Below are 19,276 nucleotides of genomic sequence, written 5' to 3'. Positions count from 1 at the left end.
CCGTCCCCGCCGCCTCGGCGCAGCCGCCGGGAGAGGCAATATGACGCCGCGCGGCGCGCGGTCGGTAGTCGAGACGATCGTCACGGCGGGCGCGATCGTGGCCGGTACGGGATGTGCGGTGGCGTCGGTGAACCTGATCGCGATGCGGCGGCTGCGGGCCGGCGCCACACCGGTGATCGAACCGGTGATCATCGCGATCCCGGCCCGCGACGAAGCCACCCGCCTCCCGCGGTTGATCGCGGATCTGCGTGCCCAGCAAGGTGTTTCGCGTATGCGGATCTGGATCCTCGACGACGGATCCACCGACGGCACCTTCCCGGCCGCCGTCGAGGCGATCGGTGACGACGACCGCTTCACCGTGGTCGCGGCCGACACCGACCCCGAACCCGGATGGACCGGCAAGACCGCCGCCTGCGCGCGCCTGGCCGAACTCGCGGGCGTCACCGCCGACCCGCCGCCCGGTGCCCTGATCTTCCTCGACGCCGACGTGCGGCTGCGCCCGCAGGCCGTCGCCGCGGCGGTGAGCGAATTGCGCCGCAGCGGTGCGGGTTCGGTGTCGCCGTGGCCGTATCAGCGGGCCGGATCGCTCGCGGAGGCGCTGGTGCAGCCGCTGCTGTGCTGGTCGTGGGCCACGACGCTGCCGGTGCGGCTGGCCGATCGCAGCCTGCGGCCCTCGACCGCGGTGGCGTGCGGGCAGTTCCTCGTCTTCGACGCCGCGGTCTATCGCGCGGTGGGCGGGCATGCGGCGGTGGCCGGTTCGATCACCGAGGATCTGGCGCTGGCGCGGGCGCTGCGCCGCGCCGGACACCGCACCGTGCTGGCGGCGGCGGGGACGCTGGCGAGCACTCGAATGTACCGGGGCGCAGCCGAAGTCGACGGCGGCTACACCCGCTGGCTGTGGTCGGCCTACGGCGGCCCGGCCGGTGCGGTAGCGGTGGATACCGTCGCCGCGGTCGCGTACGTGCTCCCCGCACTCGCGGCGCTGTTCGGCCGCGGCCGGATCCGGCGGACAGGTGTCACCGGCTACGGATTGGGTGTCGCGAGCCGGCTGCTGGCCCGCTCACTGGAATCCGGGACGGGCCCGCGCGGCGCCGATATCGGTGCGGCGCTGGCACATCCGGTGTCGATCGGCGCGTATCTGCGGCTGTCGGGCCGGTCGTGGCTGCTGCACCGGCGCGGCGCACTGAGCTGGAAGGGGCGCCCGGTACCGGACGGCCCGGGCCGCTCCCGGCCCGGGCGCGCCGAACTCAGGGCACCGAGGTAACGCCGACCGTCGGCAGGAACATGCAGGTGTTGGCGCCGTTGCGGACCGTGCCGAACACCGCCGCCAGCACCGTTCCGGAGCCGGTGTCCACCGGCACCGCGCGCACCCCGCCGACCGGCAGCGACGCCAGGAAGAAGTTGCGGATCGCCTGTTCGAACGCCGGGCGCACCTCGGGCGGCAGATTCGGCGGCACCATCGAGCCGATGACCTGGGACAGCGGGCCCATGGCGGCGAATCCGCCGCGGCCATTGGACACGTTCAACCAGGCCACCTGCATCCCGGTGGTGTCGGCGCCGTCGGGACCCATGCCGTAGGGGACGAAGGCGAACATCGTCTGGCCCGCCTTCACCGCGGACAGGTCCAGACCGGGTACCGGCACCGCCAGTTTGGGCCACGGCCCGGGCACCGCACCGGCCAGCGCCGGAACGAGCCCGAGGGTGCTGCCGTCCTGGCAGAACGCCGACCCGGACGGATACAGGAACGGCTGGATACCCAGCTGTTTCAGCGAGTCGACCGCCGACTGATACGCGCTCAGCAAATCCGTCGCCGCCGCCGGGTTCTGGCCCAGGGCGGCGATGGTGGCGGCGGGGTCGGGCGGGGCGGCGGTCGCGGCGGCGGCGCCGGCGAAGGTCAGCGCACCGGTCACGGTGAGCGCTGCGGAAAGACGGACGAGACTGGTCACCACGGCCATCGGGGTTCTCCTGAGTTCGGCGGAACATCCGCACCAGGGTCGGTCCGCCGGGCCGCACAGCATGACTCGGGGACCTCCGCGTCGTCACGGTGCACGAGAGGGTACCGCCGGTGGAGGCGAATGCGTGGCAACACGCCCGCGAAACGCCGATCAGGCGCTGACGGCCGCCGGAGTCACCGTATAGCCGAGGTTGGTGAGCACCTCGGTGGTCGCCTTGGCGAAGTTCAGGGTGATGAAATGCAGGCAGGGCGCGCCCTCGTCGATCAGTCGCTGCCCGATCTCCGTGGCGATCTCGATGCCCACCGCGCGCACCGCGTTGCGATTGGCCTCCGGGTCGTTACCGGCCGCCTGCTCGAGCCGCTGCATGACCCGCGCGGGCAGCGGCCGGCCCGACAGTTCCTCGGCGCGCTGCACCGTGCGCAGGGAGGTGATCGGCATCAACTCGGGAATGATGGGCTTGGCGCCCTGTTCGGCGTCGTAGGCCGCGACCCGATCGCGCAGGCGCAGATAGTGTTCCACGTCGAAGAACATCTGCGTGATCGAATATTCCGCTCCCGCACGCAGTTTCGCGGTCAGATAGCGCGTGTCGTGGTCCAGGTCGGGAGATCGGTAGTGGCCCTGCGGAAACGACGCCACGCCCACGTGGAAGTCGCCGAGTTCGCACACCATGCGCACCAGTTCCTCGGCGTATTCGACACCGTCGGGATGTTTGCGCCACTCCCCCAGCGGATCGCCCGGCGGGTCGCCACGCAGTACGAGCATGTTGCGAATGCCGGCGTCGGCGTAGCTGCCGACGATGGATCGCAGTTCGGCGACGCTGTGCCCGACCGCGGTCAGATGCGCGACGGTGAGCAGTGTGGTTTCGCGGGCCAGCTGCCCGGTGATGCGCGCGGTGCGATCGCGGGTGGATCCGCCCGCACCGTAGGTCATCGACACGAACGCCGGATGCATCCGCTCGAATTCACGGGCGGCGCGCCACAGCCGTGCCTCGGCGGCGGCGTCGCGGGGCGGGTTGAATTCCACCGAGAACGGAATGGTGCCGTCGGGGCGGCGGCCCAGCTGCCCCACCACGGAGGGAGTTCCGGACGGCGTCCGGGAAGGTCGGCCTGGGGTCGATCGTCCCCGTACGTTGTCGAAACTCACCGGTCCAGTGTAGTAGGACACCCTCGCTCGACGGGCCGCCCGGTCCGGATCCGTGCCGGTCCAGCCGCTGGTGCGCCTCGGGCCGGGCCTGTGCATCGCCCGCGCGGCCCACCGTCCGCCCAGCCGACTCCGCGACGGCGTCCCCACCCGCTTGCGATCTGTCGACCGGCCGCCCCCGAGCGCCACGTGACGGTCGCGCACGGACCGGCCGACCGGCCTCGATCTCCCCGGTCCGGTGCGGTGCGGTGCCGGTCACGTGCCGGCTACGGCGCTGTCGGGCGGTGGAACCGACGCAGTAAGGTTCACGGTGGTCCGGCAGGCGCCGCGACGCGAACCCGTTCGCGATGGCCTGCCGGAGGGAATCGGCGGGACCGCCGCAGCCGTCGCCGGTGCAGAAGCAGGGTCTCGCCGGCCACATTCTCGGCACGCCGGAAACGCCCCGGCGTGCCCGGTATCGGCTCGCCGATACGACGAACTATCTGGAGGTTGCGTTGTCCGTTGGTCCGGCCAGCCCGGCACGTCCGGCACGTCCGGCGCCGAACGACTCCGCGGCGCTGGTGCGCGCGGTCGAACAGGCGCTGACCGGATTCTTCGCCGGCCGCCGCGAACTGGTCGCCGAACTGGGGCCGGTCGTCATCTCCGCCACGGCCGCCCTCGAGGATTTCGTGCTGCGCGGCGGCAAGCGGACCCGGCCGTCGTTCGCCTGGACCGGATGGCTCGGGGCGGGCGGCGACCCGACCGGTGACCAGGCCGAATCGGTCCTGACCGCATGCGCGGCGCTGGAACTGGTGCAGGCGTGCGCGCTGATCCACGACGACATCATCGACTCCTCCCGCACCCGGCGCGGCTTCCCGACCGTGCACGTGGACTTCGAACATCGCCACCGCGACCGCGCCTGGGGTGGCGATTCGGCGCATTTCGGCGTGAGCGTCGCGATCCTGATCGGCGATCTGGCGCTGACGTGGGCCGACGACATGGTCGCCGCGGCCGGGCTGGATGCCGCGGCCCGGGCCCGGTTCGCCCCGGTCTGGGCGGCGATGCGCACCGAGGTGATGGGCGGTCAGCTGCTCGACGTGCACGGTGAGGCCGGCGCCGACGATTCGGTGTCCGCCGCGCTGCGGATCAACCGGTACAAGACCGCCGCCTACACCGTGGAGCGGCCGCTGCACCTGGGCGCGGCACTGGCCGGGGCCGATCCGGAACTGATCGCCGCCTACCGCGAGTTCGGCACCGATATCGGCATCGCCTTCCAGCTGCGCGACGACCTGCTCGGCGTCTTCGGCGACCCGGCCGTCACCGGTAAACCGTCCGGTGACGATCTGCGCGAGGGCAAGCGCACGGTCCTGGTCGCCGAGGCGCTGCGCCGCGCCGACGCCACCGATCCCGCGGCCGCGCGGCTGCTTCGCTCCGCGCTGGGCACCGACCTCGCCCCCGAACAGGTCACCGAGTTGCGCAACCTCATCACCGGACTCGGCGCCGTCGACGATGTGGAGCGCCGCATCACCGAACTCACCGACCGCGGCCTCGGCGCGCTGGCGGCCAGTTCGGTCACGCCCGAGGCCGGCGATCGGCTGCGCGCGATGGCGCTGGCCGCGACCAGGCGGGTGGCATGAAAACCGTTGCCGGACAGTGTGATCGGATCGTCGTCGTGGGCGCCGGACTGTCCGGGCTGGCCGCGGCGCTCTATCTGACCGGAGCGGGACGCCGGGTCACCCTGCTCGAACGCGCCGATCATCCGGGTGGGCGGGTCGGCGTGTACCGCGGTCCGGATTACGAGATCGACTCCGGGGCAACGGTTCTCACCCTGCCCGGGCTGATCGACGAGGCGCTGGCCGCGGTCGGCACCGATGCCGCGGCCCACGGACTGCGGATCCACCGCCTCGATCCCGCCTATCAGGCGCGCTTCGCCGACGACAGTGTGATCGGCGTGTACGCGGATCCGGAGCGGATGGCCGCCGAGGTGCGGCGCGCGTGCGGTGCCACGCACGCGCAACGCTATCTGGACCTGCGGGACTGGCTGGCCCGGATCTACGCCGGCGCCTACGACCAGTTCATGGACACCAATTTCGATTCCCCGCTCGACATGGTCCGCATCCCCGAGAAGCGCGCGGCCCTGTGGGAACTGGTGCGCCTCGGCGCCTTCGGCCGGCTCGGCCCGCGCGTCCAGCGCATCCTGGGCGATCCGAAGTTGGCGCGGCTGTTCACCTTTCAGGCCCTCTACGCCGGGACCGCACCCGCGCAGGCATTGGCCGTCTACGGCGCCATTCCGCATATGGACACCTCGCTGGGCGTCTATTTCCCGATCGGCGGCATGCGGGCGATCACCGCGACACTGGCGGCCGCGTTCACCGGCGCCGGCGGGCAGCTGGAACTGAACTGCGAGGTCAGCGGTATCGAGTATCACGCCGGACGCGCCCGGCGGGTCCGCACGACGGACGGGCGCGGCTTCGACTGCGACGCGGTGGTCCTGACCGCCGACCTCGGCTCGCTGAGCCGCTTCGGCATTCGCCGGCGCCGCCCGCTACGTGCGGCCCCTTCCGCCGTGGTTGCCCACGGCACCATCCCGGCCGAGGTGGCCGCGCGGTGGCCCCTACAGGCCCACCACACCATCGATTTCGGCCGGTCCTGGAACGAGACCTTCGCCGAAATCGCCGCCCGGCGCGGCCGCGGGCGGCTGATGAGCGATCCGTCGCTGCTGATCACCCGGCCCGCGCTCAGCGACGCCGGTCAGTTCGTCGAACGGCCCACCGGCCGCTACGAACCGCTGTCCGTGCTGGCACCGTGCCCGAATCTCGATGCCGCGCCGCTGGATTGGCCGCGTCTGGGATCGGCGTACCTGGGAGAACTACTCGCCGTGCTGGAACAGCGCGGCTACCGGGGTATCGTCGAGCATTTCACCGTCGATCACCTCGACACGCCGCAGACGTGGTACGAGCAGGGCATGATCGCCGGAACGCCGTTCTCGGCGGCGCACCTGTTCCGCCAGACCGGACCGTTCCGCACCCGCAACCTCGCCCGCACCCCGGCCAACGTGGTGCTGGCCGGATGCGGCACCACACCGGGGGTCGGCGTGCCGACCGCGCTGCTGTCGGGAAAACTGGCCGCCGAACGCATTACCGGCACCTTCCGGCACGCCGAGGACGCCACGGCGCCGACCGGCGCGCCAGGGTTGCCGGCAAACCGTTAAACTGGCCCGCGAACTGACCACTCCCGCGGTTCCGCACCGCACGACATTCCCGGGGGGAAGACGACCCATGCCGACCCCCGATATGGACACTGCCCCGGTGACAGCGCCGGTGACCAGCACGGTTACCACGGTGCCGGTGACCGTCGTGCCGGTTCCCGAGCCGGCCGTGCACACCGTGCGCTGGTGGGTCCGCTGGGCCGGTGACTTCTTCCGCAGCCCCGAGGGACACGCCGCCCTGCTCGGCTTCTGGGGTGCGGTCCTGATCACCTTCGGTGGCCTGGGCGCCGGCGCGGTGCGCCGCAGCGATCCGCTGCTGGAGGCGGCACATCTTTCCTGGCTGCGATTCGGGCACGGCTACGCGCTGGCCACCATCGTGGTGTGGCTGGGTGTGCTGTCGATGATCATCGCCTGGGTCCGCTTGGGGCGCATCACCATCGGCACCGGCGCGCGCCGCGGTCCCGGCAGCACCGTGACGCTGAACGAACTGCGGGTGATCGTCGGCATCTGGATCCTGCCGCTGCTGTTCGCGGTGCCCATGTTCAGCCAGGACGTGTACTCGTATCTGGCGCAGGGCGCACTGCTGCGCGACGGTTTCGACCCCTACAAGGTCGGCCCGGTGGTCAATCCCGGTGTGCTGCTGGACAACGTGAGCCCGGTGTGGACCACCACCACCGCGCCCTACGGTCCGATCTTCCTGCTCATGGGGCAGGCCATCACCAGCATCACCGGTGACAACGTGGTGGCCGGCACCATCGCGATGCGCCTGGTCATGCTGCCGGGCCTGGCCCTGATGATGTGGGCCGTCCCGCATATGACCAAACACCTCGGTGGCAAGCCGACGGTGGCGCTGTGGCTGGCGGTGCTCAACCCGCTGGTGCTGATCCACCTGATCGGCGGCGTGCACAACGAGATGCTCATGGTCGGCCTGATGGCCGCCGGCATCGCCCTGGTGCTGGAGCGGCATCACGCGGCCGGCATCGTGGTGGTCGCGATCGGTGTCGCGATCAAGGCGACGGCCGGTGTGGCGCTGCCGTTCCTGGTGTGGATCTGGATGATTCACGAGCGCGAGCGGCGAGCCGCGGAGAACAAGGGACCGCTGCCGCATCCGATTCGCACCTTCGCCAAGATCGCCGGCCTCGGCGTGTCGGTGTTCGCGGTGGTCTTCGTGGCCGCCTCCGCAGCCGCGGGTGTCGGTATCGGCTGGCTGACCGCGCTGTCTGGATCGAAGAAGATCATCAACTGGCTCTCGCTGCCGACGGTCATGGCGCACATGGTCACCTGGGTGACGCCGCTGAATCTGGGTGAGGTGCTGGTGTGGACGCGCGGACTCTGCGCGCTCGCGCTGGTCGCGATCCTGGCGTGGACCTGGTGGCGCTACAAGAGTTCCGAACGCGATGCGGTGATGGGCATTCTCATCGCCTTCGTCGCGATCGTGATCCTCTCTCCAGCCGCGCTGCCCTGGTACTACTCGTGGCCGCTGGCGCTGGCCGCCGGATTCGCCATGTCCACCACCACGTTGATGATCCTCGTCGGGTTGTGCACCTGGTTGATGCTGGTGTTCCAGCCGGGCGGATCGATCGGCCTGTACAACGTCTGGCACGTCGCGGCGGCCACCTTCGTCGCGGTCGTGGCGGCACTGTCGCTGCGCAAGGTGGATCCGCTGCGGCTGCGCGCCGATTCGGGCAGACCCAAGCAATGACCGGCCGCGGCGCCGACGCCGACCTGGCGGCCGCATACCGGCACTGCAGGGCCATCGCGGCGGAACACGGCCGCACCTACTTCCTGGCCACCCGCCTGCTGACCCCACCGCAACGGGCCGCGGTGCACGCGCTCTACGCGTTCGCGCGGGTGGTCGACGACGTCGTGGATCTCGCCGAAAGCACCTGGGATGCGGCCGGTTTCGACGGGCCCGGTCTCGGGCGGCCGAGGGCATGCGACGTCGCCTCCGCAGACCTCGATCGCGAGAGCAGCCAGGTCGCACCCCTTTCCGGAATCACCGACCACACAGCGGCGTTGCGGCTGGACCGCATCGAAACGCAACTTCATACCGCGCTGTGCGAGACGGGCATTTCCGGAACAGACGACCACACCCGCGAGTTGGGCCCCCATGCGAGCGCGGGGTGCGGGTGTGGCGCACGGTGCGTTGGGGCCCGCGAGGGTGACTCGGCGGCTCTGGACACCGGCGGAAACGAGCTGAATACGGACTCGGATCGCTCGCATTCGAGCGCGGGCACGCGGCGGAGCTGTGAACGAGCCGAGGACGTCGTGCCGGTGGGCGTCGTCCACTCCTCCGCCACGGCGGACCGCGGTACCACGGCAGCACGCGTCGTAAGCACCATAGGACCGGCCACGAGCAGTGTCGCGACCGCCGGCCGGGCCGTGACCGGCACGACGGAGGCGGAGTGCCGTCTGCCCGGGGGCGCGGAGATCGACGGCCGGGTCCTCGCCGCACTCGTCGACACCATCGCCCGGTATCGCATTGCGCCCGAACACTTCCGGGTGTTCCTCGATGCGATGCGGATGGATGTGCCGGGGAGCGCGCTGTTCCGGAGTCGGTATGCGGATATGGGCGAACTGCGGGAGTACATGCGCGGTTCGGCGGCGGCGATCGGGCTGCAATTGCTGCCGGTACTCGGCACGGTGGTACCGGTGGCCGAGGCCGAACCGAAGGCCGCGGCGCTGGGTGAGGCATTCCAGCTCACGAACTTTCTGCGTGATGTCGCCGAAGACCTCGACCGCGGGCGCGTCTATCTGCCGGGTGACGAACTTGCCGCCTTCGGCGTCGACGCGGATCTACTCGCCCACTGCCGGCGCACCGGCCGGACCGATCCGCGGGTCCGGCGCGCCCTGGCACATCTGATCGCGGTCAACCGCGCGGTCTATCGCACCGCCGCCCCGGGTATCGATCTGCTCCGGCCGCGGGTACGACCGGCCATTCGCACCGCGGCCGTGTTGTACGGCGAAATCCTCGACGAGATCGAGCGCCACGACTACGCCGTATTCGACCGCCGCGCAACGGTTCCCACCTCGCGGCGGCTTCGGGTCGCGATCACCGAAGTCGGTGCCGGGCTGCGCCGGCCGAGGAATCCGGCGCCGTCTCTCCCCACCGCAGCCTCCTGGGCTTTCCGCACAGCACAGCCGAACGGGCCACACACCTGACACCGCGCTCAGGCCCACAGCCCTCGGTGAGATCGTCGGCGCGATCCGCGAGCGCGCCACCACCGGCGTCACCGCGGTCGGCCTGCCCGGCGCCGAGCGGCACACCGCCTGCGCGGCGGAGGCCTGGACGGACGGCTTCCACCGTCCGACCGCCGACGATCCGGCCCGGGTGATCAGCTCGTATCACCCGAATCTCGCAGGCGTGGCCGCCACGGCCGACTCCCTCACGCGGCAATCGCGTCGCTGAACGACAGGGCTCCCGCCGACGCCGCCCGGCTCAGAACGGTTCGGCGGCGGCCCGGCGAACGACCTCGCGGGCGAGCGGCCCGTGGATGGCGTCGATCGGACGGCCCGGCAGGGTGTCGTCCTCGGCGTACATCCACTCGAGAATTTCCTCGTTCGTATATTTCGCATCCCGCATCACCGTGATGAGGCCGGTCAGGGGTTTGACGACCGCGCCCGAGGAGTCGAAGAAGTCCTTCGGGATCCCGGCGATACCGCCGCGGCGGATCGCGAGCAATTGATGATCGCGCAGCATCTGATGCACTCTGGTCACCGCGATGCCGAGTTGTTCGGCCACATCCGGCAACGGAAGCAGGGTCACCGATTCGGGAACGACATCGTCGCTGCAGGGAAATGCACTCACCTGCACAACGGTAGTCCGTCGGTTCCCGGATACGGCGTACGCCCGCTTTCCGCGGGGGCATGAGCACGTCATCGGCGACCGTGACGGCGCGCGCCTATACGATCGGGGGTGCCGTCACGGGGCGGCAACCGCTAGGTGAAATTCGGAGGACAGCAGTTGATCGGCCAGATGCTGGACGGGCGCTACCGCATCGACGCGCCGATTGCGCGCGGTGGGATGTCGATGGTGTTCCGGGGAGTCGACACCCGGCTGGACCGGCCCGTGGCGATCAAGGTGATGGACCCCAAGTTCGCCGGTGACCCGCAGTTTCTGACCCGCTTCGAATTCGAGGCCCGCTCGGTGGCCAAGTTGAAGCATCCCTCGCTGGTGGCGGTCTACGACCAGGGCATCGACGGGGAGTATCCGTTCCTCATCATGGAGCTCGTCGAGGGCGGCACCCTGCGCGAACTACTGCGCGAACGCGGGCCGATGCCGCCGCACGCGGTGCGTGCCGTCGCCGAACCGGTGCTGCGCGCGATCGGTGTCGCACACGCCGCCGGACTCGTGCACCGCGACGTCAAACCGGAGAACGTGCTGATCTCCGATGCCGGTGAGGTGAAGATCGCAGACTTCGGCCTGGTGCGCGCGGTGGCCGGGTCGAATATGACCTCGGCCAGCGTCATCCTCGGCACCGCGGCATATCTGTCGCCGGAACAGGTCACCGCCGGTAATGCCGACGCCCGCAGCGATGTCTACTCCTTCGGCATCCTGATCTTCGAAATGCTCACCGGCCGTGCGCCGTTCACCGGTGACACCTCGCTGTCGATCGCGTATCAGCGGGTCGAGAAGGATGTGCCGAGCCCGAGCCGGTTCATCGAGGGCGTACCACCGGAATTCGACGAACTGGTCGCGCACGCCACCGCCCGCGAACCCGCGCACCGCTTCGCCGACGCCACCGACATGGCCACCGAACTGCATCGCATCGCCACCGCGCTGCACCTGCCCGACTACCGGGTTCCGGCGCCGCGGGAATCGGCGGAGCACCTGTCCGCGCGATACCGCGTCGTCCAGACCCCCGCCGCCGGGCCCACCCACACCCCGCAGCCGGTCACCGAGGCGACGACCCGGCTCGCGGCCGAACCGTCCCACACCCGGGTGATGACCGCGGCCCATCCGATGCCCGATCCCGAACCGGAGCGCCCGCATCAGCCGCCGCCTCCGCCGCATCGGCCGGAGTTCGTCCCCGATCGCGGCAGATCCCGGCGCCGGGTGCTGATCTGGGCGGCCGTGGTGGTGGTCCTCGCGCTGCTGCTGGGTATCGGCGGGTGGTGGCTGGGTGTCGGCCGCTATTCGTCGGTGCCGGCGATCGCCGGGATGACCACCGAACAGGCGACCACGAAGCTGAAGGACGCCGGATTCGGGACGACCGTACGTGACAGGGCGTCCGACATCATTCCGGTCGGCGGGGTGGTCGGCACCGACCCTTCCGCCGGGGCGAAGGTGCTGAAGGGGTCGACGGTCGCCGTCCTGGTGTCCAGTGGACAGCCGCACGTGCCGCAGTTTCAGCCCGGCCAGGACACGAAGACGGTGAACCAGCTCATCCGCGATGCCGGGCTCACCCCCGTCGACGCCGGCGAGAAACCCAGCACCGCACCGAAAGGGTCGGTGGCGCAACTGGATCCGGCGCCCGGCACGGTCCTGCCGACCGGTGCGCAGGTGAAGGTCTATCGCAGTAAGGGTTCACAGCCGGTGAAGCTGCCCGATGTGCGCGGCAAGACCGTCGAGGAGGCGAAGGCGACGCTGCAGAACGCCGGACTCACCGTCGGTGACACCCGCACCGATTTCGACGCGAAGATCAAGCCGGGGCAGGTCGCGGGCACCGATCCGTCCGCCGGCACCCAGGTGCTCTCCGGTGCGACGGTGACGCTTATCGTCTCCGACGCCATCCAGGTTCCCGATGTCATCGGCAAGAACGCCGCCGCGGCCCGCTCCGAACTCGAGGGAATGGGCCTCAAGGTCGTGCTGAACCAGGTGTTCAGCGGCGACCGCGGCACCGTCCGGGTGCAGTCCCCGTTCGGCGGCGCGAATGTGGCGCCCGGATCGACGGTCACCCTCACCGTCCTGCCGTTCTGAACCGGGGCTCAGCCGAGTACACCGCCCACATCCGCGCCGCCGAGCAGTTCGGCCTCGCTGATGCCCAGCCGCCGACCGGCCAGATCGAGCGCCTGCCGCAGCACCGCGCTGGCACTGGCGCCGACCACCTGGGACAGTTCGAGCCGGCCGTTGCCGCGCACCACCCGCACCCGGCAGCGCCACGCGATGCCGGCGCGGTCGACCTCCGGGCGTTCGATCACGATCGTGACCGGGACGCCGTCGATCTCGAGCACATGTTCGGCGAGGGCGGCGATCGGCCTGCCCGCAGTTTGCAATCCCCTGGCTACCGATGCGCTCTGCATAGCGATCCTCTCAGCACATATCCCGCACAGCCTGTTGCCGCTGCAGTGTCACGCCTGGAAACCTAGTGCAGGTTCCGGCGTTCAGCAACCGGGCAGCTAACTTTTGCGGATCATGTCACGATCGCTGATCCCCGGACGGCAGTTCAGCCGACCGCCAGCAACGGGTCACCGGTTTCCGGATCGTTGACCGCGACCACCGCGGCGGTGGTGAACACCTCCACCGGCACCCCGCCGATACTCGGGCTGATGTTGGTGGTGATCTGTGCGGCGGCCGCGGCGGGCGCGTAGCCCTGAGCCACGTCGAACCCCCAGGAGATCTCGTAACCCCAGCAGATGTTGAAGATCAGCAGGCGACTGCCGTCGCGCAGCACGACCTCCGACGGAATTCCGTCGCGGTCGCGGTCGCGCAGCAACCGCAGGATGGTGCGATCGGCGTTGCCGATCCGCAGCGCGCTCTGCGCGCTGGCCGGACCTTCCCCACGCGGGCGGCCGTCACCGCGCGAGGGGCCCTCGTCATTGCGAAATACGACGTCCACTACGGCCGATCCGTCACCGCAGCATCTCGGCGACCAGGAATGCCAATTCCAAGGACTGCTGCGTATTGAGGCGCGGATCGCAGGCCGTCTCGTAGCGGTCCTCGAGATCCAGATCCGAGATGTCCTGCGCGCCACCGAGGCATTCGGTGACGTTCTCGCCGGTGAGCTCGATGTGCAGGCCGCCCGGATGCGTGCCCAGGGCGTGATGGACCTCGAAGAAGCCCTGCACCTCGTCGACGATGCGATCGAAGTGGCGGGTCTTGTACCCGGTGGACGATTCGTGGGTGTTGCCGTGCATGGGATCGCACTGCCAGATCACCTGATGCCCGGTGGCCTGTACCTTCTCGATGATCGGCGGCAGCACGTCGCGGACCTTGGTGTTGCTCATCCGGGCGACGAGGGTGAGCCGGCCGGGCTCGTTGGTGGGGTCGAGCCGCTCGACGTATTCCACGGCCTGATCCGGCGTGGTGGTCGGGCCGATCTTGATGCCGATCGGATTGGCCAGCAGTTCGGCGAAGGCGATGTGGGCGCCGTCGAGCTGGCGGGTCCGCTCACCGATCCACAGGAAATGCGCGGACAGGTCGTAGAGCACCGGATCGCCCGCGGCGTTGTGGGACAGGCGCAGCATGGCCCGCTCGTAGTCGAGCACCAGCGCCTCGTGGCTGCAGTAGATCTTGGCCGACTGCAGGCTGGGGTCCTGCACCCGGCAGGCGTTCATGAACGCCAGGCCGCGGTCGATCTCGGAGGCCATCTGCTCGTAGCGGGCTCCGGCCGGCGACTGCGCGACGAAATCGCGGTTCCAGTCGTGCACCTTGTGCAGATCGGCCATCCCCGCGCCGGTGAGCGCGCGCACGAGGTTCATCGCGGCGCTGGCGTTGGCGTAGGCGCGCACCAGCCGCGAGGGGTCGTGTTCACGCTGCGCCGCATCGGCGACCAGCGCGTTGACCATGTCGCCGCGGTAGGACTTGAGGCCGAGCGCGTCGACATCGGCCGAACGGGGTTTGGCGTACTGGCCCGCGATCCGGGCCACCTTCACCACCGGCAGGCTCGCACCGTAGGTCAGCACCACCGCCATCTGCAGCAGGGTGCGGATATTGCCGCGGATATGCGGCTCGGTGTTGTCGGCGAAGGTTTCCGCGCAGTCGCCGCCCTGCATCAGGAAGGCTTCGCCGCGGGCCACCTCGGCCAGATGCAGCCGCAACTCCTCGACCTCGGCGGGCACGCACAGCGGCGGCACGCTCTCGAGAACGGTGCGCATGGTGGCGGCCTGCTCGGGATCCCACGACGGCTGCTGCAGGGCGGGACGGGCGAGGGCGGCGTCGAGTCGCCGACGGAGCTCGGCAGGCAACGGTGGCAGTTCCGGCAAGCGATCGATCGGTACGTCGACGGTCCAGTTCACCAGATCAGAATACGGACCTTCCGCAATCTCGGGGTAACCCGGAGGGTAGGGGGCGATGAATACGCCCGCCCGGGCGGGGCCGTAACCTCGAGCGCGGGGCCGGGTCGGGCGGTTCGGCCGAGATATCACCGCGAGCGCCGGTGTACGCCGAATCGGAAAGGGCACGACCGCGTGAAATATTTTTATGACTGCGAATTCATCGAGGACGGGGTGACGATCGATCTGATTTCGATCGGCGTGGTCTGCGAGGACGGTCGGGAATATTACGCGGTGTCAACGGAATTCGACCCCGAGCGGGCCGGGCAGTGGGTGCGGCGCAATGTATTGCCGAAACTTCCCTCCCCCTCCTCGCCGCTGTGGCGCAGCCGGCAGCGCATTCGCGACGACCTCTATCAATTCCTGGTGCCGCGTCCCACCGTGCGGCCGGAATTGTGGGCATGGGTGGGCGCCTACGACCATGTGGCGTTCTGCCAGCTGTGGGGTTCGATGGTCGATCTGCCGGCGGCCCTGCCGCGCTACACCAACGAGCTGCGCCAGCACTGGGATCACCACGGCCGGCCGGACCTGCCCCCTGTTCCGGCCGACGCGCACGACGCGCTGGCCGACGCCCGGCACAATCTCGCCAAGTACGAGGCCATCGAGGCGTTCCGCCGCAGCGGCGCGATCACCGGAATCGATCGGCGGTAGGCCGCGGCGACGTCTCCCGCGACAGACTCGGACTGAAACGAAACTCGGCCCCCGGACAACCGTCCGGGGGCCGAGAACGTAGGTAGCGCGCTGGCGGTCAGCTCGCCAGGGTCTCCGGGATCCGCTCGGCCTCGGGCCGGCTGCCGGAGGGCACGCCCTTCTTCAGGCTGGCGGCGTAGACGTCCACGTACTCCTGGCCCGACATCCGCATCAGCTCGTACATGATCTCGTCGGTGACGGCCCGCTCGACGAAGCGGTTACCGCCCATGCCCTCGTAGCGGGAGAAGTCGATCGGCGCACCGAATTTCACGGTGACGCGGCGGCGGCGCCACCGGAACGGGCCGGGAGGGCACACCTCGTCGGTCCCGATCAGTGCCACCGGGATCACCGGCACACCGGTCTCCAGGGCGAGGCGTGCCACACCGGTCTTGCCCTTGTACAGGCGGCCGTCGGGCGAGCGGGTGCCTTCCGGGTACAGGCCCACCATGCGGCCCTCGCTCAGCAGTTTGCGAGCGGTGTTGAGCGCGTCCTCGGCGGCGCTGGCGCCGCTGCGGTCGATCGGATACTGGCCGGTGCCGGAGAAGAAGAACTTCTGCAGCCGGCCCTTGAGTCCGGGCGTGGTGAAGTATTCGGCCTTGGCCAGATAGGTGATGCGACGCGGGCTCAGCAACGGGGTGAACAACCAGTCGGTGAACGACAGATGATTGCCGGCGAGGATGACTGCTCCGTCGGCGGGGATATTCTCCACGCCCTCGACCTTCGGCCGGTTGTAGATGTGCATGAAGGGCCCGACCAGCACGAATTTGAGCAGCCAGTAGAACATTGCGTCCTTTCGCCTGTGATTGTCGAACGGGACCGGCCTCGTCGCAGGCACCTCCGTCGGAACCGACTCTACCGTCGCCGACCTGCTGCGACCAACCCCACACGAGGTATTTCACATGCCGGCAATCACATCGGTGAAATCGGGTACGCATTAGGTGCTTCCGCCGCGCGAAACCGACCGCGCGTCGAGCGAATCGGCGAGATGTGCGACGCCGCGGATCATTTGCTCCCCACCCGTATGCCTCGCCCGTCGAACAAGTACGACGGGAGTGGCCGATTCCCGCGGAGGACTATTCCCGGCCCGCCGTGGAGCGGGCTCGCCGCACGGCCGCCGAATCGGCGCCGCGACCGGTTGCCGGCGCGTGCCCCTCGGCAGGCCCGGTCTCCAGGGCCGTGCGCGCGAGTTCGGCGGCGCCGATCATGCCCGCCGCCTCCCCCAGTTGCGTGGTGCGGATGCGGGGCAGCGGACGATGGCGGCCGCCGGTGATCGCGGCGGCATAATGCTCGCGGGCGTCGTCGAGGAACAGCGGCGCCGAGGAGCTGACGCCGCCCGCGATGACGATCAGGTCCGGATCGAAGATATCGCTGACGAAGGCCAGTCCCAGCCCGAGCCAGCGGGCGAAATCGGCCATCACGTGCAACGCCACCGGATCACCGTCGTGGGCCGCGCCCGCGACCCGCCGCCCGGTCAGCGATCCCGGATCGCCGACCACCTCCCGCGCCAGGATCGTCGACGGCATCGGATCGGTGGCGAGCATTTCGATCGCGGTGTCGACCAGTGCCGTCCCGCTGCAGTAGCGCTCCCAGCAGCCGCGTTTGCCGCACGGGCAGATCCGGCCGTGCGGCACCACCTGCAGATGCCCCAATTCCGGTGCGACACCGTAACTTCCGCGATACAGCCGCCCCTCCACCAGCAGCGCCGCGCCGATTCCGGTGCCGATCGCGACCAGGACGCCGTTGTGCGCGCCGGCGGCCGCGCCGAACCGGTATTCGGCCCACATCGCGGCATTGGCATCGTGTTCGAGGATCACCGGTAACCCGAGCCGGCGTTCGAGCCGCCCGGCGACCGCGGTGTCCTCCCACGGCAGATGCGGCGCGAAGCGCACCGAGGACCGGGATTCGTCGACGAAGCCGGCGACCGCCAGCCCGACCGCCCCGATGTCGTGACGCGCGCACAGTTCCCGCACCGCGCGGTCGAGACCGTCCTCGAGCGCGTGCGCCGAATGCGGGGTCGGCGCCTGGACGGTGTCGAGCACCTCCCCGTCCCCGTCGACCACCGACGCCCGGATATTCGTCCCGCCGACATCGATGCCGACGGTGAGCGGAGCCTCTCGTCCGACCCGAGTGGTCATTTCTTGATCCGCACCGGGATGGGAACGTACCCGGGTCGCTCGACCGAATCCCGCCCCCGCCCAGCACGTTTGGTGGTACGCCGGCCACCCCGCCGGGCTTCGCTCTCCGGCTCGTCGCGCACCGCGTTCGCTCCCGGCCCGTCGGCCGTCTGCGCGGCGTCGTCCCGGGTAGGTCCGGGCGCGTTCACATCTCGCCGGACGGCGCCGCTCGCGCGACGGTCGCCTGCGCGGCCACCGCCGCCCGCGTCCGCACCACCATCGTGCGCGCTGCCGGCCGCACCGCCCGCGATCCACCCGTCGTGCTCGGTGCGCTCCGAACTCGGGTCGGCACCGACTTCCGTTGCCGCGGAATCGGCTTCGTCCGATGCGTCGTCGCCATCCGGAAGGTCGTCCGGGAGCAGCGGTTCGACCGGCACGCCGGCCAGCGCCTCACGCAGCACCGTCACGATCGCCGTGCCGTGGTCGGCGATCGCGGCGACCACTTCGTGATGCTCACCGCGGACCAGTGCCGCGGTCGCGCAGAGCGGGCACCAGCTGCAACTGTCCCATTCGCGGCCGTCGGCGGCCGCGCGGCGCAGGGCGGGTTCGACGCGTTCGAGCAGGGTTTCGGCGAGGGCGCGCAGTTCCTGGGCGAATTCGCCGAAACTGTCGTCGTGGGCGTGGGTCATTGCGGCCATACCCCCGGGTCGGGCCGGAAACGCACGACCAGTTGCTCACCGTCGAGTTCGGCGCCGTCGACCGTGCACCGCCGCAATACCGGCGCCAGTCGTAGCCGCCGCCGGACCCCGTCCGCTCCCACGATCACATCGTCCTCCACTCGTCCCAGTCGCAGCGTGCCCGGGTCGACCACCGGCAGACGCATCCGCAGCGTGAATACCGATTCCAGCCCGGTGCCCGACTCCCACCGCACCTCCGGCTCCCCCGTCGCGCTACCGGGCTCCGGCGTCGTGTCGCTCAGCATAGGGTCTGGTTCGGCCGCGGGCGGGTTGCCACGAACGGGCAACGCCTGTGCCAGCGCCGACAACGCTCGCGGCCCGACCGGTTCCGGCCCGCTGTGATGGGCGATCACCACGGGCACATCCGGCATCCGGCGGCGCAGATCCGCGATCACGTCGAGCTGTTCCGCGCGACGCTGCAGATACCACTGCACCGCGGGGTGAGCACCACCGTCGGCCGGCGGCACCGGCGGCAGCACTTTGTTCACCACCACCGCGTCCAGACGTATACCCAGAAGCGCCGCCGCCGAACGCACCCGCGCCGATTCCGCCAGCGCGACCCGTTCGGCGCCGGTGATGAGCCGAGCCCCGGTGCGCTGCGAATCGGCCAGCAGATCCCGAATCGCCGTGACCGCGGCCGCGATCCGCTCCACCGTCGCCGCCACCACCGCGCGCCGCATATCCGTACCGGTCGCGCTCATCACCCGGGCATGGGTGGGCCAGATCCGTTCGAGGTAGCCGAGCAGGGTGTCGGGGGCGGTGACGATGCGCAGCATGTCCGCCGAGGGCGGGCAGTCCACGATGATCAGATCCCAGTCGTCCTCGCCCGCGAACTGCGCGATCTCGGTCAATGCCAGCAGTTCCTGCACACCCGGCAGTCCGGTGAGTTCGGCCGGATCGAGCGCGGCGAGATCGATGCCGTGATCGTGGCCCGCGCCGGACAGCATCCGCGCCACATCGCGGAACCGATCCTCCAGCAGCGCAAGCGAATCGATCTCGATGACGTCGAATCCGGGGGCGACGGTCACCACTCCGGCGACCGTGCCGGGATCGTGGGCGAAGCGGAAACCCAGTGCGTCACCGAGCGAATGGGCCTGGTCCACCGAGGCGACCAGCACGCGCTGTCCGGCCTGCACCGCGGCGATGGCCGCCGCGCAGGCGAGCGTGGTCTTACCGACTCCGCCCTTGCCGATGAACAGTTCGAGACGGGTCGTGACGGCACCACGACCGCGCTGCGGA

At 70.1% G+C, this 19,276-nt stretch carries 16 protein-coding genes and 2 pseudogenes; 8 read left to right on the top strand and 10 right to left on the bottom strand.

Translation table 11 applies throughout. The features are described 5' to 3' along the window. The first annotated feature begins 40 nt into the window (after window positions 1–40). Window positions 41–1,264, top strand: a complete 1,224-nt coding sequence (locus C8258_RS15625; protein ID WP_106955795.1) for a glycosyltransferase family 2 protein — start codon at window positions 41–43, stop codon at window positions 1,262–1,264. Here the strand turns inward: C8258_RS15625 and C8258_RS15620 are convergent. Together C8258_RS15620 and C8258_RS15615 are read right to left on the bottom strand one after the other, a co-directional pair. Then, window positions 1,248–1,955 (bottom strand): hypothetical protein, encoded by a 708-nt coding sequence (locus tag C8258_RS15620; protein WP_106955794.1) that lies wholly within the window; start codon window positions 1,953–1,955, stop codon window positions 1,248–1,250. The genes C8258_RS15625 and C8258_RS15620 overlap by 17 nt on opposite strands. A gap of 150 nt (window positions 1,956–2,105) precedes the next feature. Further along, complete coding sequence (locus C8258_RS15615) at window positions 2,106–3,098, bottom strand: methylenetetrahydrofolate reductase (RefSeq protein WP_083870699.1); 993 nt, start codon at window positions 3,096–3,098, stop codon at window positions 2,106–2,108. Window positions 3,099–3,577: 479 nt separating this feature from the next. Between C8258_RS15615 and C8258_RS15610 the strand changes: the two genes are divergently transcribed. The 5 genes and pseudogenes from C8258_RS15610 to C8258_RS15590 form a co-directional block, all read left to right on the top strand. After that, window positions 3,578–4,711: a polyprenyl synthetase family protein gene (locus C8258_RS15610; protein WP_106955843.1), complete on the top strand. Its 1,134-nt coding sequence runs from the start codon at window positions 3,578–3,580 to the stop codon at window positions 4,709–4,711. After that, on the top strand, window positions 4,708–6,285 hold the full coding sequence (gene crtI, locus C8258_RS15605; RefSeq protein WP_106955793.1) for a phytoene desaturase family protein: 1,578 nt from the start codon (window positions 4,708–4,710) through the stop codon (window positions 6,283–6,285). The genes C8258_RS15610 and crtI overlap by 4 nt, the downstream gene beginning before the upstream one ends. Before the next feature lie 82 nt (window positions 6,286–6,367). Next, window positions 6,368–7,984, top strand: coding sequence for an alpha-(1->6)-mannopyranosyltransferase A (locus C8258_RS15600; protein ID WP_106955842.1), 1,617 nt, complete (start codon window positions 6,368–6,370; stop codon window positions 7,982–7,984). Then, window positions 7,981–8,151: pseudogene (locus C8258_RS15595) on the top strand (squalene/phytoene synthase family protein); the annotation flags it as partial. The gene C8258_RS15600 and the pseudogene C8258_RS15595, both read left to right, overlap by 4 nt. 564 nt (window positions 8,152–8,715) lie before the next feature. Further along, window positions 8,716–9,444: pseudogene (locus C8258_RS15590) on the top strand (phytoene/squalene synthase family protein); the annotation flags it as partial. A gap of 277 nt (window positions 9,445–9,721) precedes the next feature. On the opposite strand, the gene C8258_RS15585 reads toward C8258_RS15590, so the two are convergent. After that, window positions 9,722–10,090, bottom strand: coding sequence for an Rv2175c family DNA-binding protein (locus tag C8258_RS15585; RefSeq protein WP_036500318.1), 369 nt, complete (start codon window positions 10,088–10,090; stop codon window positions 9,722–9,724). A gap of 135 nt (window positions 10,091–10,225) precedes the next feature. Here C8258_RS15585 and pknB point away from each other — a divergent pair, with 135 nt between their 5' ends. Further along, on the top strand, window positions 10,226–12,202 hold the full coding sequence (gene pknB, locus C8258_RS15580) for a Stk1 family PASTA domain-containing Ser/Thr kinase (protein WP_106955792.1): 1,977 nt from the start codon (window positions 10,226–10,228) through the stop codon (window positions 12,200–12,202). A gap of 8 nt (window positions 12,203–12,210) precedes the next feature. Here pknB and C8258_RS15575 read toward each other — a convergent pair whose 3' ends face one another. The 3 genes from C8258_RS15575 to C8258_RS15565 form a co-directional block, all read right to left on the bottom strand. Beyond that, the gene (locus C8258_RS15575) at window positions 12,211–12,525 is read right to left on the bottom strand and encodes a hypothetical protein (RefSeq protein WP_143860046.1); all 315 of its coding nucleotides are present in this window, start codon (window positions 12,523–12,525) and stop codon (window positions 12,211–12,213) included. Between the two features lie 143 nt (window positions 12,526–12,668). Then, window positions 12,669–13,061, bottom strand: coding sequence for a hypothetical protein (locus C8258_RS15570; protein WP_106955791.1), 393 nt, complete (start codon window positions 13,059–13,061; stop codon window positions 12,669–12,671). Window positions 13,062–13,074: 13 nt separating this feature from the next. Then, window positions 13,075–14,460 carry a class II 3-deoxy-7-phosphoheptulonate synthase gene (locus C8258_RS15565; RefSeq protein ID WP_036500245.1) on the bottom strand — a complete coding sequence of 462 codons (1,386 nt, stop codon included), beginning with the start codon at window positions 14,458–14,460 and terminating at the stop codon, window positions 13,075–13,077. A 171-nt stretch (window positions 14,461–14,631) separates the two neighbouring features. On the opposite strand from C8258_RS15565, the gene C8258_RS15560 reads away from it, so the two are divergent. Further along, window positions 14,632–15,147 (top strand): polyadenylate-specific 3'-exoribonuclease AS, encoded by a 516-nt coding sequence (locus C8258_RS15560; RefSeq protein WP_036500243.1) that lies wholly within the window; start codon window positions 14,632–14,634, stop codon window positions 15,145–15,147. A 97-nt stretch (window positions 15,148–15,244) separates the two neighbouring features. Here the strand turns inward: C8258_RS15560 and C8258_RS15555 are convergent, their stop codons facing one another. From C8258_RS15555 to C8258_RS15540, 4 genes are all read right to left on the bottom strand, one after another. Further along, on the bottom strand, window positions 15,245–15,970 hold the full coding sequence (locus C8258_RS15555; RefSeq protein WP_030514742.1) for a 1-acyl-sn-glycerol-3-phosphate acyltransferase: 726 nt from the start codon (window positions 15,968–15,970) through the stop codon (window positions 15,245–15,247). Between the two features lie 289 nt (window positions 15,971–16,259). Further along, window positions 16,260–17,321, bottom strand: coding sequence for an ROK family protein (locus C8258_RS15550; RefSeq protein WP_106955790.1), 1,062 nt, complete (start codon window positions 17,319–17,321; stop codon window positions 16,260–16,262). Next, on the bottom strand, window positions 17,318–17,989 hold the full coding sequence (locus C8258_RS33210) for a hypothetical protein (RefSeq protein WP_233225110.1): 672 nt from the start codon (window positions 17,987–17,989) through the stop codon (window positions 17,318–17,320). The genes C8258_RS15550 and C8258_RS33210 overlap by 4 nt, the downstream gene beginning before the upstream one ends. Continuing rightward, window positions 17,986–19,230, bottom strand: coding sequence for an ArsA family ATPase (locus tag C8258_RS15540; protein WP_369974759.1), 1,245 nt, complete (start codon window positions 19,228–19,230; stop codon window positions 17,986–17,988). Before C8258_RS15540 ends, C8258_RS33210 begins: the two co-directional genes overlap by 4 nt. Window positions 19,231–19,276 lie beyond the last annotated feature (46 nt).

The organism is Nocardia sp. MDA0666 (assembly GCF_003023875.1).
GTDB lineage: Bacteria > Actinomycetota > Actinomycetes > Mycobacteriales > Mycobacteriaceae > Nocardia > Nocardia aobensis.
This window is presented reverse-complemented; position numbering and strand designations above follow the sequence as displayed.

What these genes read in the sequence shown, in the direction of transcription:
- C8258_RS15625 (WP_106955795.1), top strand. Translation starts at nt 41, where the DNA reads ATGACGCCGCGCGGCGCGCGGTCGGTAGTCGAGACGATCGTCACGGCG.
- C8258_RS15620 (WP_106955794.1), bottom strand. Translation starts at nt 1,955, where the DNA reads ATGGCCGTGGTGACCAGTCTCGTCCGTCTTTCCGCAGCGCTCACCGTG.
- crtI (WP_106955793.1), top strand. Translation starts at nt 4,708, where the DNA reads ATGAAAACCGTTGCCGGACAGTGTGATCGGATCGTCGTCGTGGGCGCC.
- C8258_RS15600 (WP_106955842.1), top strand. Translation starts at nt 6,368, where the DNA reads ATGGACACTGCCCCGGTGACAGCGCCGGTGACCAGCACGGTTACCACG.
- C8258_RS15575 (WP_143860046.1), bottom strand. Translation starts at nt 12,525, where the DNA reads ATGCAGAGCGCATCGGTAGCCAGGGGATTGCAAACTGCGGGCAGGCCG.
- C8258_RS15555 (WP_030514742.1), bottom strand. Translation starts at nt 15,970, where the DNA reads ATGTTCTACTGGCTGCTCAAATTCGTGCTGGTCGGGCCCTTCATGCAC.
- C8258_RS15550 (WP_106955790.1), bottom strand. Translation starts at nt 17,321, where the DNA reads ATGACCACTCGGGTCGGACGAGAGGCTCCGCTCACCGTCGGCATCGAT.
- C8258_RS33210 (WP_233225110.1), bottom strand. Translation starts at nt 17,989, where the DNA reads ATGACCCACGCCCACGACGACAGTTTCGGCGAATTCGCCCAGGAACTG.